Annotated in this window: 14 protein-coding genes and 1 pseudogene; 4 read left to right on the top strand and 11 right to left on the bottom strand. The window is 42.9% G+C overall.

All coding sequences use genetic code 11. The features are described 5' to 3' along the window. Position 1: 1 nt before the first annotated feature. Both BO26_RS00400 and BO26_RS00395 read right to left on the bottom strand, forming a co-directional pair. Positions 2–1,054, bottom strand: coding sequence for a phage tail sheath family protein (locus BO26_RS00400; protein ID WP_036768054.1), 1,053 nt, complete (start codon positions 1,052–1,054; stop codon positions 2–4). Positions 1,055–1,183: 129 nt separating this feature from the next. After that, positions 1,184–1,621 (bottom strand): phage tail protein, encoded by a 438-nt coding sequence (locus BO26_RS00395; protein ID WP_036768053.1) that lies wholly within the window; start codon positions 1,619–1,621, stop codon positions 1,184–1,186. Positions 1,622–2,036: 415 nt separating this feature from the next. On the opposite strand from BO26_RS00395, the pseudogene BO26_RS24405 reads away from it, so the two are divergent. The 3 genes and pseudogenes from BO26_RS24405 to BO26_RS23840 all read left to right on the top strand — a co-directional run. Further along, positions 2,037–2,171, top strand: a pseudogene (locus tag BO26_RS24405) (type VI secretion system tube protein Hcp); the annotation flags it as partial. Further along, positions 2,154–2,966 (top strand): DUF6402 family protein, encoded by an 813-nt coding sequence (locus BO26_RS00390; protein ID WP_036768165.1) that lies wholly within the window; start codon positions 2,154–2,156, stop codon positions 2,964–2,966. The pseudogene BO26_RS24405 and the gene BO26_RS00390, both read left to right, overlap by 18 nt. Then, positions 2,963–3,322 (top strand): DUF6201 family protein, encoded by a 360-nt coding sequence (locus BO26_RS23840; protein WP_236637221.1) that lies wholly within the window; start codon positions 2,963–2,965, stop codon positions 3,320–3,322. Before BO26_RS00390 ends, BO26_RS23840 begins: the two co-directional genes overlap by 4 nt. Positions 3,323–3,632: 310 nt before the next feature. Here BO26_RS23840 and BO26_RS00380 read toward each other — a convergent pair whose 3' ends face one another. The 9 genes from BO26_RS00380 to BO26_RS00340 form a co-directional block, all read right to left on the bottom strand. Continuing rightward, positions 3,633–5,576, bottom strand: coding sequence for an exoribonuclease II (locus BO26_RS00380; protein ID WP_036768052.1), 1,944 nt, complete (start codon positions 5,574–5,576; stop codon positions 3,633–3,635). Between the two features lie 135 nt (positions 5,577–5,711). Continuing rightward, positions 5,712–6,350, bottom strand: a complete 639-nt coding sequence (nth, locus tag BO26_RS00375; protein ID WP_036768051.1) for an endonuclease III — start codon at positions 6,348–6,350, stop codon at positions 5,712–5,714. Beyond that, positions 6,351–7,049, bottom strand: coding sequence for an electron transport complex subunit E (locus BO26_RS00370; RefSeq protein ID WP_036768050.1), 699 nt, complete (start codon positions 7,047–7,049; stop codon positions 6,351–6,353). After that, entirely contained in the window at positions 7,046–7,675 is a 630-nt protein-coding gene (gene rsxG / locus BO26_RS00365; RefSeq protein ID WP_036768049.1) for an electron transport complex subunit RsxG, read from the bottom strand. Before rsxG ends, BO26_RS00370 begins: the two co-directional genes overlap by 4 nt. A 9-nt stretch (positions 7,676–7,684) precedes the next feature. Next, on the bottom strand, positions 7,685–8,764 hold the full coding sequence (gene rsxD / locus BO26_RS00360; protein WP_036768048.1) for an electron transport complex subunit RsxD: 1,080 nt from the start codon (positions 8,762–8,764) through the stop codon (positions 7,685–7,687). A gap of 12 nt (positions 8,765–8,776) precedes the next feature. Continuing rightward, on the bottom strand, positions 8,777–10,783 hold the full coding sequence (rsxC, locus tag BO26_RS00355) for an electron transport complex subunit RsxC (protein ID WP_036768047.1): 2,007 nt from the start codon (positions 10,781–10,783) through the stop codon (positions 8,777–8,779). Then, positions 10,776–11,408 carry an electron transport complex subunit RsxB gene (rsxB, locus tag BO26_RS00350; RefSeq protein WP_036768045.1) on the bottom strand — a complete coding sequence of 211 codons (633 nt, stop codon included), beginning with the start codon at positions 11,406–11,408 and terminating at the stop codon, positions 10,776–10,778. The genes rsxC and rsxB overlap by 8 nt, the downstream gene beginning before the upstream one ends. Next, positions 11,408–11,989: an electron transport complex subunit RsxA gene (gene rsxA / locus BO26_RS00345; RefSeq protein ID WP_015834256.1), complete on the bottom strand. Its 582-nt coding sequence runs from the start codon at positions 11,987–11,989 to the stop codon at positions 11,408–11,410. Before rsxA ends, rsxB begins: the two co-directional genes overlap by 1 nt. A 108-nt stretch (positions 11,990–12,097) precedes the next feature. Then, positions 12,098–12,538 carry a DUF2569 domain-containing protein gene (locus tag BO26_RS00340; RefSeq protein ID WP_036768044.1) on the bottom strand — a complete coding sequence of 147 codons (441 nt, stop codon included), beginning with the start codon at positions 12,536–12,538 and terminating at the stop codon, positions 12,098–12,100. Between the two features lie 186 nt (positions 12,539–12,724). Here BO26_RS00340 and BO26_RS00335 point away from each other — a divergent pair, with 186 nt between their 5' ends. Beyond that, positions 12,725–13,762 carry an oxidoreductase gene (locus BO26_RS00335; protein WP_036768043.1) on the top strand — a complete coding sequence of 346 codons (1,038 nt, stop codon included), beginning with the start codon at positions 12,725–12,727 and terminating at the stop codon, positions 13,760–13,762. Positions 13,763–13,778: the final 16 nt, after the last annotated feature.

The following is a 13,778-nucleotide window of genomic DNA, read 5'->3' as shown; positions in this document are numbered from 1 at the left end:
GTTACTGTGCTACGTTTTGTGAAAACTGAAGGATGATAAATTCAGCCGGGCGCACTGCGGCCATACCGACTTTAACTATCATTTTCCCTTGTTTGATATCCGCGTCGGTCATGGTGATGTCTTTGCCAATTTGCACAAAGTAAGCCTGTTCAGCTTTGTTTCCTGCGAGTCCTCCTTGTTGCCAAAGGGCATAGAGATAGTTATCAATAGCTCGGTGTACTGCTTTCCAGGTGGGTTGGCTGTTAGGTTCAAAAACGGCGAAACTCATGGCATTTTTAATGTCTCGTTCCGCACTGTTAAACAGGCGGCGAACCGGGATATAACGCCAGTTATCACTGTCATCAAGTGTGCGAGCGCCCCAGACGGTAACACCCGTATTCGGAAATTCACGGATCATATTGATAGCTTTACCGGTGTTATAGATACCTTGTAAGTCATCGGTGACTTTAAACGTCGGTTTTACCCCGCCTTGTAATATGACATTTGCCGGGGCTTTCCAGACACCGCGGGTACGATCAACTGAACAGTAGAGGCCGGCAATAGCCGCGCTTGGCGGGATATTGTCCGCCCAATCAGAAGTTAGCCAGGGGTAATAAACGGCGGCAAAAGAGTTTTGGTCATAATTATTTCGGGATGTTCCATCAGACTTTAACTCTTCGGTTGGACCATCCAGAATAGCAAATAAGCCTTTGCCCGGTTGACAAAGTGTGCCCACAGCAGTTTTGATATTTTCTCCGGCAGCAACCAGTAATGTTACATCGTCAAACTTTGGAACTTGTTTTTCCAGGTCTTTGGTTTTTACAAGGTAGCCATATCCGCCACCGTTAATAAAATAAGTGCGCAGGGTGATATCAAGTTTGTCGGTAGGATCGAATTTTTTGTCTGCTTTTCGTGTCAGATATTCTAACCAACTATTAACTCTGATAGGAGTATGAAGTTGATTGTCATCTGCAACGGTAAAAATGGGCACTGCCGTTGCACTTGAGCGAACGGAGAGTGACAGTGAGGCGTCTTCTTCAATATAAACGCCGGGATAAGTTGTTGTTGTTGGCATATTGCCTCCAATTATATTTGTGCGATATTTTGTGAGAATTGCAGGATGGTGAATTTAATTGGACGGGTAGCCGTAGGGCCAAATTCTGAAGATCATTTGTCCGTCTGATATATCAGTCATCATGATGCTTTAAGCTGCCTGAATGGTGACTCGATCGGCAGTCAATTTTATTTCTTGAACCGCAATATCATTGCTGGTGGCATCAAAAGAAGGGGAGGTTAATGACGTTGGGAATGCATTTGCTACGCTCCAGCTCATTAAAATTTCGGTACCGGTTTCGTTGGTTAGGCTAATTGAAACGTCTTTTTTCTCAACCTGATTAAGCTGAATGGAATTAAGCCAGTCGAAAAGTTTAGTGTCACCAGGAAATACCCCTTTACGCAGTGTAATATTGATCAACTGACGTTGACCCGGCATTTTATAATAATTACCAGTGCCATCTTTATACTCGATGACATCATAAGTAATATCCAGTCCTGAAACGTTGTTAAAAGGGATTTGTTCATCACCAACGGAGACAACAAATCGATAAGCTGGTATTGGATAGTCAACTGTGGTTGTAGTCATAATTATTTCCTTTATTTTTTTCATGTTAAAAGTAGACAATAGCTACCGCACTAACCTGATTTGCCCTGGTTACTATAGAAATGTTACTCGGTTAACTTAAGATCACATTGATGATCACGTTGAATTATAGTCAGCTCACATTAATTTCAAATATCAATTATTAATATTTAAAATTATCAATCAATAAAATTATATCGATATAAATTATTTTATAATCACGTTGTTATATTTTTCTATTCAAGAATGAATAAATGGTGTGTTATAAATTTTGATATGTAAATGATGACAATTTTCAGCAAACAGGCTTATTAACAGAAGGTTATGTGTACTTTTTTTATCAGATTTAATATGTCAGGTTATTGGGTTTTAATATTTCCGTTTAATATCCCGGTGAAAGAATCCGAATCAGGCAGGTTGGAAAAATGAAATACAGGTACTGAGTGTGAATCATTCAGTGAGCCGTGACCAGAACGCGCATCATCATCCTGTCAGTTTTACTAAACCTATTGATAAGTCATCACCGTTGCTGGCAATGGCAATCGACGGAAACGAATTGTTAGAAGCCTTTTATGAAATCAAGCTCACAGGTGCAATGGAAAAAATGGGATGGCAAATGGCACCAAAATTAATGCGCCATTGGTTTAATACAAAACCAGCTTACTCTTTTACAGAAAAAATAAAAACAGAATATTTTCGAGGTCGTGCAATAGATATACCAAATGAAAGAGTTAATGATTCCATCATAAAAATGGAGTGGGCGATTAAATATAAACAACCTAAAGACGTGATGTCTGTTTTAATTAATGGTTGGGCTAGTAGCGCGGGCATAGACCAATTAAAACTGCAATTAGAAAAAGAGGGTGGAAAGGAAATATTGGGGTATGAAAAAGATATACGAGAAATAGACACGTTTTCAGCAGTCAATGTTAGGCAATTTGGTTCTAAATTTGATACGGTTGATGACTGGTATGGTGCTATGGGGAATTCTAATATGAAGGTGGCTGTTAAGGGGCATGTGGACAAATTAAACAGTAAAGATGTTTTTGTCACCGAACAAATTGGAATGTACTTAAAAGATACCTATGATTTTGTTGGCGCTAACGAGCCATTGGGAATTTGGAGTAAAGATGGAATATTAGATAAAGTTAGTTCTGTTGATTACGCATCACTTTACGCTACCGGGAGTTGGATGGCCTTATGGATTAAATACAATGGATATGTTCCTGTAATTAATGATAGTTTTAGAAAATGGCAGAAAAAACACAATGAAGGCGGTGATTTTATTGTTTTTTCTGATATTTTATGGATGGAGCCGTTACCACAACATAGAGTTATTCAATTATGAAAACTAAGTGTAATTTTTTTTCAAAAAAAACACTATTGATTTTAGTGTTCATTACTGTATTTATAGCATGGGTATTATTTCCATCAACTTTATTTTTTGGTAATTGGAATAAGGCATTTGAAGTAAAAGATGAAAATGGTCAATATACTGCAGTCGTATATAAAAAATTACCCATATCGCCATACGCAATGTTTAAGTATTTTATTATGGATGATGACTATTTTATTGTTTTGTATAATAAAAACAGATATATCTGGAAGAGCTCTCAATTTACAACAATATCATATGGAGCATTTTCTGCTTCAATTTGGTTTTCCGACCTCAAAGAACGATGCTTTTATATACCCAACAAATGATGGATATGAAAGCATTCATATAAATAAATTAAAATAATTTTTTGTAAATGTTCTGATTTCATATTTATCTCTGTTTAGCCTCTAAGTTCTATACCCAATAGATTTCAAGATGCATCGCGACGGCAAGGGAGCGAATCCCCAGGAGCATAGATAACTATGTGACTGGGGTGAGAGAGTGCAGCCAACAAAGAGGCAACTTGAAAGATAACAGGTATAGAGGCTTTTTATTATTGTGTGATTGTTTACTTTTAAGGACAAACTACAGCGATCACGCTGTAGTTTGATATACAGAAAAATGTTATGAGGAAAGTCAGGCAACAGGGCGAGCGACAATATTGCGGGTTTCCATTCTGACTTCTTCAATACGGACACTGATAATGTCATTTAATCGGTAAACAGCTTCACCTTTGATAAGCACTGTACCGGTTTCTTGACTACATTGCAGTTCATCACGCACGGCATGTAGGAATGGGGCAGGTATGAAAGCAACTGCGCCGTTATCTACCAGACGGACACGTAAACCACCGCGGGTAATATCGATGACTTCTGCGGTAAATTGTTGCTCTGTTCCTGCATGCGGGTGCAGGAAACGAGCATACAACCAATCGCCTACATCGCGTTCAGCCATACGGTTCAACCGACGCCGCTCAGCCAGTTGCAAACAGGTTTCTTCAGCGGGTTTTTCTGCATCCGTTTTTTGGATAATGGCTTTCAGTAAGCGATGGTTAATCATATCGCTGTATTTACGGATTGGTGATGTCCAGGTGGCGTAAGCATCAAAACCAAGGCCGAAATGAGGGCCAGGCTCAGGTTTAATTTCTGCAAAAGTTTGGAAACGACGAATACGGCTATCGAGGAATTGAGTAGGTTGTTTATCTAATTCACGACGTAATTTACAGAAGCCATCCAGTGTCAATAATCCTTCTGCATTTGCATCGATACCATTTTCTTGCAGTAATTCAACTACTTGTTCAATCTGAAGTGGTTCAAAACCCGTATGAACATTGTAGATACCGAAACCAAATTTATCATGTAGTATTTTTGCTGCGCATAGGTTGGCCGTGATCATCGCTTCTTCGACAATACGGTTTGCTGTGCGGCGTTGTTCTACAACGATATCCAGGACATAGCCATTTTCATCAAGGACGAAACGGTAATCAGGGCGATCTTTGAAAATAAGTGCATGCTGATGGCGCCATTGATTACGGCGATCACTCATTTCTTTCAGCAGAGAGATTTGCGTGGCAATGGATTCAGAAGCAGGTTTCCAGTCGCCTTTTTCTTCTAACCAGTCAGAAACTTCGTCGTAAACCAGCTTCGCTTTTGATTCAACCCAGGTAGAGAAAAACGCAATATCATCACCAAGTTGTCCATCTTCGAGAATGGAAACCTGGCAAACCAGTGCCGGACGGCGAAGGTTGGGGCGCAACGAACATAAATTTTCTGACAGATCGCGCGGTAACATTGGGATGTTGAAACCTGGCAGATAGTTGGTGAAAGCTCGTTGGTGGGCGATCTTATCCAGCTCGCTGTCAACAGCAATATAGGCTGTTGGGTCAGCGATAGCGATGCTGAGCTTCAGGCTGCCGTCATCTTGTTTGGCGACATGCAAAGCGTCATCCATATCTTCGGTGGTTGCACTGTCGATAGTGACAAAATCCAGAGAAGTTAAGTCTATGCGCTCAAGCGCACCATCATTCAGCTGGCAATCAGCGGTCATGTCGGGTGCATTGCGTTCCAGATTATGGCGGGTGAGTGTTACCCACCACGGCGCGTAATGATCGTTGCTTTCAGTAATGTAGCCGGTAATCTCTGCATAAAAGCCACGGCTTCCTTTCAATGGATGATGGCGCATTTCAGCAACGGCCCAGTCACCATTCTGAAATGGATGAGTAATATGACTGGCAGGGCGGCAAGAAATAGCCTCTTTTAGCAATGGGTGATCAGGAACAATCCACAGGCGATTGTCATTCTCTTTTTTCTGGATTCGGCCAACGAAGCGATTTAGAAAAGGTTCGACCAGTGATTCTGGTTCGGCGATCTCTCTTTCTTTATCAGTATGAATAGCGGCAGTAATCCGATCGCCATGCATAACTTTTTTCATGTGTGGAGGAGGAATGAAATAGCTTTTTTGCCCGTCGACTTCCAGAAAGCCGAAACCTTTTTCGGTGCCTTTAACTAAACCTTCTACACGAAGAGTCTGGGAATGAAGTTGCTGTTTTAGCTGCGCAAGCAGCGGGTTGTTTTGAAACATAATATCCGGAGAAAGTTGGAGGTTATTATCAGATAGTTTTAGAACAATAGTTTTACGCGAATTGATGGTGTCGAGCAAGCAACATCTGCAAAATAGCGTAAAACAGCAAGGAAATTGCAATAAAAATTACAATAGTTACTCAGGGTAAATTTTTTCTTTAAATTCGCATAAATCTTCAATAATGCAAGAACCACAACGAGGTTTACGGGCTATACAGGTATAACGCCCATGTAAAATAAGCCAGTGATGGCAATCGACTTTAAATTCAGCCGGAACGACTTGCAGTAATTTATTTTCGACTTCATTGACATTCTTGCCGGGAGCGAAGTGGGTACGATTACAAACTCGAAAGATATGTGTATCGACAGCAATCGTCGGCCAGCCAAAAGCGGTATTTAATACCACATTGGCTGTTTTGCGGCCAACGCCGGGTAATGCTTCTAATGCCGCGCGATCTTCAGGAACTTCGCCAGCATGTTTTTCCAGCAAAATTTGGCAGGTTTTAATGGTGTTTTCCGCTTTCGTGTTATACAGGCCGATGGTTTTTATATATTCTTTCAGCCCATCCACTCCTAGGTTAAGGATTGCCTGAGGAGTGTTGGCGACGGGATAGAGTTTCGCTGTGGCTTTGTTAACACTCACATCGGTAGCCTGAGCTGAAAGCAATACTGAAATAAGCAGTTCAAACGGTGTTGTGAAAACCAACTCAGTCGTTGGTTTTGGGTTGTTATCGCGTAAGCGCGTTAAAATCTCGATACGTTTTTGGGTGTTCATTTAGGTAGTACTCTCCGATCCTTGTGACATAGCCACTGCATTACTTTTTTCTTTTATTACTCTGGTTTTCATTTTTTCATCAATAAGGTATTTCGCTGCTAGCATGAGTCCAAGGCCAATAAAAGCGCCGGGAGGTAGGATTGCTAGCAGGAAAGGGGAATCCATATGAACGATTTCTATCCGTAATACTTTAGCCCAATTGCCCAGCAGTAGATCAGCACCGTCAAATAAGGTTCCATTACCGAGAATTTCTCTCATAGCACCAAGAACAAACAGAGCAAAAGTGGCTCCTAACCCCATGGCCAAGCCATCAATAGCAGAAGGTATGACCGGATTTTTAGCGGCATAGGCTTCAGCACGGCCAATAACAATACAGTTAGTGACAATCAGTGGAATGAAAATCCCTAATGATTCATACAAGCCAAAAGCGTAGGCATTAATTAGCATTTGTACGGTGCTGACAACCGAAGCGATGATCATGACATAGATCGGGATGCGGATTTCATTGGGTACCCAACGGCGCAGGCAGGAAACTGAGATGTTGGTACAGGTCAGGACTAATGTGGTTGCCAGCCCTAAGCCAAGAGCATTGGTTGCTGTGGAAGATACCGCCAGTAGTGGACATAGTCCCAGTAGCTGTACTAGAGCAGAGTTATTTTTCCATAATCCCTGGATAAATAAGTTTTTGGTTTCACTCATGATTTTTCTCCACAGGATGCTAAGGAAGAGAGATGTTCAGGTAGGGTTTGTAAATAGAGTGCGGTCGATTTGACTGAGTTTACCACAGCACGCGGGGTAATCGTGGCTCCGGTAAATTGATCAAACTCACCACCATCTTTTTTCACTGCCCAATCCCGGTCATGATCTGATTTTATAGTTTTCCCGGAGAACGTATTGATCCAGTCTGAAATCCGGGTTTCAATTTTATCGCCTAAGCCAGGGGTTTCGTGATGTTCTGTCACGCGTACACCTAACACTTTTCCTGAGAAATCTGCCCCAACCAATAACTGAATGGCGCCTGAATAGCCATCCGGTGCTGTACTTTCCAGTGCGGCAGCGACGGGTTGACCATTTTTGCGGGCCAGATAGAGACGATGAGGTGACTTATTTCCCAGAGCATCAGCACTTACCAGATAGCATTCGTTTTGTATATCGTTGTCATACAACTCTGGAGGGATGACCTGATCAAGTAGTGACTTGTGCTGTAATGCGGTTTGCTCTGCGATAGTATTTTGAGTTAATGAGTTCACTACCGCTGTTAGTCCGGTGGTAAATGCAGCAAATATAGCTAGCGTGATGCCGTGACGTCGCATTGTTTCTAACATAACGGCTCCTTATTTATGCCCGTAAGCGCGGGGTTGGGTGTAATGGTCAATGAGTGGCACGGTGATATTTGCTAGCAAGACGGCAAATGCGATAGCGTCGGGATAACCACCATAAACGCGGATGATCCAAACTAGCAAGCCAATAATGGCGCCAAAAATGAGACGGCCTTTGGGGGTCGTAGATGCACTCACTGGATCAGTAGCAATAAAGAATGCGCCCAACATGGTTGCGCCTGAAAGCAATTGCAGTAATGGCGGGGAGTAACGGGTTGGATCAATCAGCCAGCTTACGAGTGCACAGAGACCTAATGTCAGGATGAATGCCACAGGAATTTGCCAACTGATAATCTTTCTGTTTAGCAGAATAAGCCCGCCGACAAGATAAGCAATGTTGATCCATTGCCAGCCAATACCTGCCAGAGATCCTTGTAATATAGGTTGGTGAAGAACATCGTCGATATTGTGAGTCAATAAACCGGTTTTGAAGCTATCAAGGGGTGTGGCTTGACTTATTCCGTCGAAACCCAGCTGTAACTGTTGTAATGTCGCTCCATCGGGAGTGTGGCCGGTGAAGATCACCATCAGGCTGTCTAGTGGTGTAATTTGAGTTGTCAGCAAGTCCATGGGTGGCAACCAACTGGTCATTTGGACAGGAAAAGAGATAAGAAGCACCACATAGCCTACCATTGCTGGGTTGAACGGGTTTTGTCCAAGACCGCCATATAGATGTTTGGCAATAATTACCGCAAAAACTGTTCCCAATACAATCAGCCACCAGGGAGCCAGCGGCGGAAGGCTGATCCCTAGAAGTAAGCCTGTCAACAGCGCAGAATTATCTTTCAAACGCGTCATAATTGCTTGTTTACGTAGAGACAGGGCAAGTGATTCTGCAAGCAGGGCAGTAATCACGGCAAGCAGAAGCTGGAACAATGTCCCGTAACTAAAGAAGTAAGTTTGTACAGCGATACCGGGGATCGCTGCCAGCACGACCCACAGCATAATGCGGCTGGTGCTTTGCTGGTTGTGTGTAAAAGGCGAACTTGCGACTTTTAACTTTTTATTGTCAGTATGAACGGGTCTGAATTTCATTTATAACGATCACTATTCTGTTGAAATTTTCTGTTGTTCCTGGGCCGCTTTCTTAGCTTTAACTCTGGCAATAGCGGCAGCAACAGCGGCTTTGCGCGGATCAGTTTCCTCGGTTGGTAAAGCATTTGCTGGCGTTTCCGTTGCCTGCTGAGTTTGAGCCGCTTTTTTGGCTTTAACTCTGGCAATAGCGGCAGCCACCGCATCTTTACGGGGATCTGGCTTTTCACCGGTTGTAGATTCTGAGCCTGCTATTTCAGGTGACGTTGTCACCTCTTGACTCTGAGCCGCTTTCTTAGCTTTCGCTCTGGCAATTGCGGCGGCTAATGCAGCTTTACGTGGATCCTCTGATTCTGTTTGTTCAGATGTAACAGTATGAATATTTTCAGCCGCTTGTTTTTCCGCTTGGCGAGCGCGAAGTTGTTCTTTTCTTGCTTGTCGGGCAGCGATTACTGCTGAATTATCTGGCACTTGTCCCGGTTCTATGGTCACAATTTTGCCGGCGTTAACCTGCTTTTCTTTCACACGAGAGAGCGCAGCTTGTACAGTATTTTGGTCTTTATTATCGACCTGAACAGCCGCTTTTTTGTGCCTTTCTTCACGAGCCTGTTTTTCCCGTTCCATACGAGCTTGTTTAGCTTCAAAACGAATTTTAGCTTCTGTTGAACGGCGGTTTTCCTGGTCCAATGCCTTAATTTCAGCTTTTTCCTGGCGATAGTATTGCACCAGAGGGATGTTGCTTGGACAAACATAAGCACAGGCGCCACATTCAATACAGTCGAATAAGTTGTAATCGCGAGCTTTTTCATGCTCTTGGCCACGGCTGAACCAGTAAAGTTGTTGTGGCAATAAACTAGCGGGACAAGCTTCCACACATAATCCACAACGGATACACGCTTCTTCCGCAGTATTTGAATCCATTTCTTGGTGAGATGGTGCCAGAATACAGTTACTGATTTTAACAACAGGTACGTTCAAGTCAGGCAGCGTGAATCCCATTAGTGGACCACCCATAATGACCATCTGCTCTGATTGGGGCTTAAAGCCGGCTAATTGGAGAAGAAATTGAATGGGAGTTCCGAGTCGTGTCCAGAAATTACCAGGAGAAGTTACAGTGTCACCAGTGACAGTAACCACGCGCTGAATCAAAGGTTCGCCATCAATAATGGCTCGTTTAATCGCAACTACTGTGCCGACGTTCTGCATCAGAACACCAATAGCGGAAGAACGGCCACCGGATGGCACTTCTTTACCGGTCAAGATCTTGGTCAATTGTTTAGCACCGCCAGAAGGGTATTTGGTTGGGATAACCCGGACAGTGATGGAATTATCGCCCTTTAGTGCGGTTTTAAGTGCGCTTATTGCTTCGGGTTTATTATCCTCGATACCGAACAGTATTTGCTCAGGTTTAAGCAGATGTTCCAGAATACGAATTCCTTCAATCAGTTCGTCTGCATGTTCCTGCATGAGGCGGTCATCAGCGGTAATATAAGGCTCGCATTCTGCGGCATTAATAATCAACGTCTTAATACCAGAACGACCACTTTGAAGTTTGGCGGCGGTAGGAAAACCAGCGCCGCCTAAACCAGCGATACCTGCCCGATGGATTCGATTAAGAATAGTGTCCATGTCAAGGGATTGATAATCGGGGGTCTGAATGCGCTCACACCATTGATCTTCACCATCGGGACGTAGACGAACACACAATTCTTTCAATCCGGATGGATGCGCGGTAATGCAAGGTTCAATAGCGATGATTGTGCCGGATGTTGATGCATGGACTGGCACAATACGACCATAGCCAAATGTCAGAGGCTGGCCTTTCAGCACCTTATCACCTGTTTTAACCAGTAATTCGCCTTCTGCTCCTAAATGTTGTTGTAATGGGATGATTAACTCTTCAGGCAGTGGTGCAATGCGCAATGGTGCTTGACTAGATTGTAGCTTCATTTCTGGTGGATGAATTCCACCGTCGAAATCCCATATTTTGTTTTTGTTAAGTAAATTGAACAAATTAAACATGGTGTTCAGCCTCAATATTTTTAATCGGGATATTTTTAACGGAAACAGCATGAGATGGCTGAACAGGAATATTTTTTACTGGAATAGTTTTCAAATCCCATTTCCAATTGGACGTGGTCGTTGCCACCGGGATCATCGCAATGCAGTCTGTAGGGCAAGGGGCAACGCATAAGTCACAACCGGTACAGAGATCTTCAACGACGGTATGCATAGCACGGGTCGCACCGACGATAGCGTCTACAGGGCATGCCTGAATACATTTGGTACAACCAATACAATTCTCTTCATCAATAAATGCGACTTTACGGACGGGATTTTGTACGCTTTCATCTCCTTCCAGTGGCTGTGGATCGACACCAAGTAACTCTGCGATTTTCAGCATTGCTTGTTCACCGCCGGGAGCACATTTATTAATCATTTCACCGTTGTTAGCCACGGCTTCGGCATAAGGGCGGCAGCCAGGGTAACCACATTGGCCGCACTGACTTTGAGGCAGAATGTTGTCGACTTTTTCAACAATAGGGTCTTCTTCCACTTGAAAACGGCGGGCAGCAAAACCCAGGATTAAACCAAAAATCAACCCTAGTGCACTTAGCGCACCAATAGCAATCCATAACGAAATCATCAGAACTTCACCAAACCACTAAAGCCCATAAAAGCCAGGGACATTAAACCTGCGGTGATAAGACCGATAGATGAGCCCCGGAAGGGAGCTGGAACATCGGCAACAGCCAGGCGTTCACGAATAGCGGCAAACAGTACCATAACCAAAGAGAAACCTGCGGCGGCACCAAATCCATAAATGGCAGATTGTAGAAAATCGTGTGATTGGTTGATATTTAGCAATGCGACACCGAGTACGGCACAGTTAGTCGTAATCAACGGCAGGAAAATACCCAACAATCGGTATAACGTCGGGCTAGTTTTGCGTACAACAAGTTCAGTGAATTGCACTACAACCGCAATGACCAGAATAAAGCTTAGGGTACGCAAATAGATTAAATCCAGTGGTAACAAAATAAACGTATTTACCAGCCATGAGCACACTGAGGCTAGTGTCATAACGAATGTTGTTGCAAATCCCATCCCGATGGCAGTTTCCAGCTTTTTAGAGACGCCCATAAAAGGGCATAAGCCGAGAAATTTCACCAGGACGAAATTGTTAACCAATACGGTTCCAACAAATAAAAGAAAGTAGTCAGTCATTGCTGTGCCTGAAAATGGAATTGTTTACTTTTTATAAAATTATAAACATGCCCTCATCTTACTGAGGGGCAATCTATTATTTATGATAACAACCAAAGAAAGTTGCGGTTATCGATCTTGTGTGAAAGTCATTTTGACCCGATGAGAACGTTTAATGTAGGGGACGAAGATAGCGGCAGCCATTAATGGCCATGCTAATGCACGTAAAGCCATTTGATCAGGGATAGGGGAAAAGGCAAAAGTTTTCAATGCAATTAATACGGTAACAATAAGCCAAATAATAAAAGTCTGAGGGAATCTTTTTGACCGAATGAAAAGCAGTTTTAGTACCCATAGGGTGAAGCACCACATTGCCGCAGTAATGGCGACGGAAAGAAACCACATTAGAGTAAATTGATTACTTCCAACACCTAATATATTGTTTTGACTAAATAAAGTCATAATATATAAGGCTAACATGACACTAGCGCTGAGAAATGTCATGATCAAATAAGCCGCTGGAGCCAGAATCCAGCCATTAATTCTGTGGTAGTCAGGGGTTTGATACATAAATCATTCCATTTGAAGCTATGCGAAGGAAGAATAATAGGCGATTCTCTTGGGTTAGGAAATAGATTGATTGAAAGATCTTCGATGGCTGGATGCAGAGATAATTTGTGAAACAGCTGTCGATGGTGATATTTTTTACTGATATAACATTGCAGTTATTATTAAAGATAAATTTGAGGGGCTGTCATGAGTGATTTGTTAAAGGTTGGGGTGGTAGGCTATGGCTATGCCAGCAAAACGTTCCATGCACCATTAATTGCCGGGACTTCCGGTATGGAATTGGCAGCAATTTCCAGTAGTGATGCAGAGAAAGTGAAATCAGATTGGCCAAATATTCCGGTGGTATCCCGCCCTGAAGATCTTTTCAATGATCCTGACATTGATTTAATCATTATTCCGACACCTAATGATACGCATTACCCTCTGGCTCAGAAGGCACTGGCGGCGGGTAAACATGTTGTAGTGGATAAACCATTCACTATTACAGTTGAACAAGCTGAATCTTTAAAGAAGCAAGCTGAAGAAGCTGGGTTACTCCTTTCCATATTTCATAACCGCCGTTGGGATTCCGGTTTTCTGACCATAAAATCTTTGATTAAAGAAAATCGTCTGGGGAAATTGAGGTATTTCGAATCCCATTTTGATCGTTATCGTCCGGTTATACGCCAAAGATGGCGTGAAGCGGCGGGAGAAGGCAGTGGTATTTGGTATGATTTAGGTCCTCATTTACTTGATCAGGCGGTTCAACTATTTGGTAAACCGCAATTCATTACGGCTGATTTGGGTATGATCCGTCCACAAGCCGAAGCAGTGGATTATTTCCATGTATTGCTGAATTATCCTGATATTAAAGTGGTTCTTCATGCAACAACGTTGGCTGCGGCTGAATCTGCTGTATATACGCTGCATGGTATGGAAGGCAGTTATGTGAAATATGGTCTTGATCCGCAAGAAGAACGATTGAAGGCAGGGGAAAAGCCACTGCATGCTGATTGGGGATATGATATTCGTGATGGGATTGTGACATTGTCACGTGGAGAGGAATTAGTGACCGAACATGTGCCAACTTTGCCCGGTAATTATACTGCTTATTATGCGGCGATCCGTGATGCTATTACGTTAGGTAAACCTAATCCAGTAACGGCAAATGAAGCCATTCAAATTATGAAATTAATTGAAGCAGGTATTCTGTCTGCAAAACAACAAAGTTCAGTGGCAGTTTAATCATGACTTTTATTGA

This window comes from Photorhabdus australis DSM 17609 (assembly GCF_000711895.1).
Lineage (GTDB): Bacteria > Pseudomonadota > Gammaproteobacteria > Enterobacterales > Enterobacteriaceae > Photorhabdus > Photorhabdus australis.
The sequence above is the reverse complement of the archived record's forward strand: the minus strand, read 5'-3'. Positions and strand labels throughout refer to the sequence as shown.

Coding starts and splice junctions, on each gene's coding strand:
- BO26_RS00400 (WP_036768054.1), bottom strand. CDS start 1,054: ATGCCAACAACAACAACTTATCCCGGCGTTTATATTGAAGAAGACGCC.
- BO26_RS00395 (WP_036768053.1), bottom strand. CDS start 1,621: ATGACTACAACCACAGTTGACTATCCAATACCAGCTTATCGATTTGTT.
- BO26_RS00390 (WP_036768165.1), top strand. CDS start 2,154: ATGGCAATCGACGGAAACGAATTGTTAGAAGCCTTTTATGAAATCAAG.
- BO26_RS23840 (WP_236637221.1), top strand. CDS start 2,963: ATGAAAACTAAGTGTAATTTTTTTTCAAAAAAAACACTATTGATTTTA.
- BO26_RS00380 (WP_036768052.1), bottom strand. CDS start 5,576: ATGTTTCAAAACAACCCGCTGCTTGCGCAGCTAAAACAGCAACTTCAT.
- nth (WP_036768051.1), bottom strand. CDS start 6,350: ATGAACACCCAAAAACGTATCGAGATTTTAACGCGCTTACGCGATAAC.
- BO26_RS00370 (WP_036768050.1), bottom strand. CDS start 7,049: ATGAGTGAAACCAAAAACTTATTTATCCAGGGATTATGGAAAAATAAC.
- rsxG (WP_036768049.1), bottom strand. CDS start 7,675: ATGTTAGAAACAATGCGACGTCACGGCATCACGCTAGCTATATTTGCT.
- rsxD (WP_036768048.1), bottom strand. CDS start 8,764: ATGAAATTCAGACCCGTTCATACTGACAATAAAAAGTTAAAAGTCGCA.
- rsxC (WP_036768047.1), bottom strand. CDS start 10,783: ATGTTTAATTTGTTCAATTTACTTAACAAAAACAAAATATGGGATTTC.
- rsxB (WP_036768045.1), bottom strand. CDS start 11,408: ATGATTTCGTTATGGATTGCTATTGGTGCGCTAAGTGCACTAGGGTTG.
- rsxA (WP_015834256.1), bottom strand. CDS start 11,989: ATGACTGACTACTTTCTTTTATTTGTTGGAACCGTATTGGTTAACAAT.
- BO26_RS00340 (WP_036768044.1), bottom strand. CDS start 12,538: ATGTATCAAACCCCTGACTACCACAGAATTAATGGCTGGATTCTGGCT.
- BO26_RS00335 (WP_036768043.1), top strand. CDS start 12,725: ATGAGTGATTTGTTAAAGGTTGGGGTGGTAGGCTATGGCTATGCCAGC.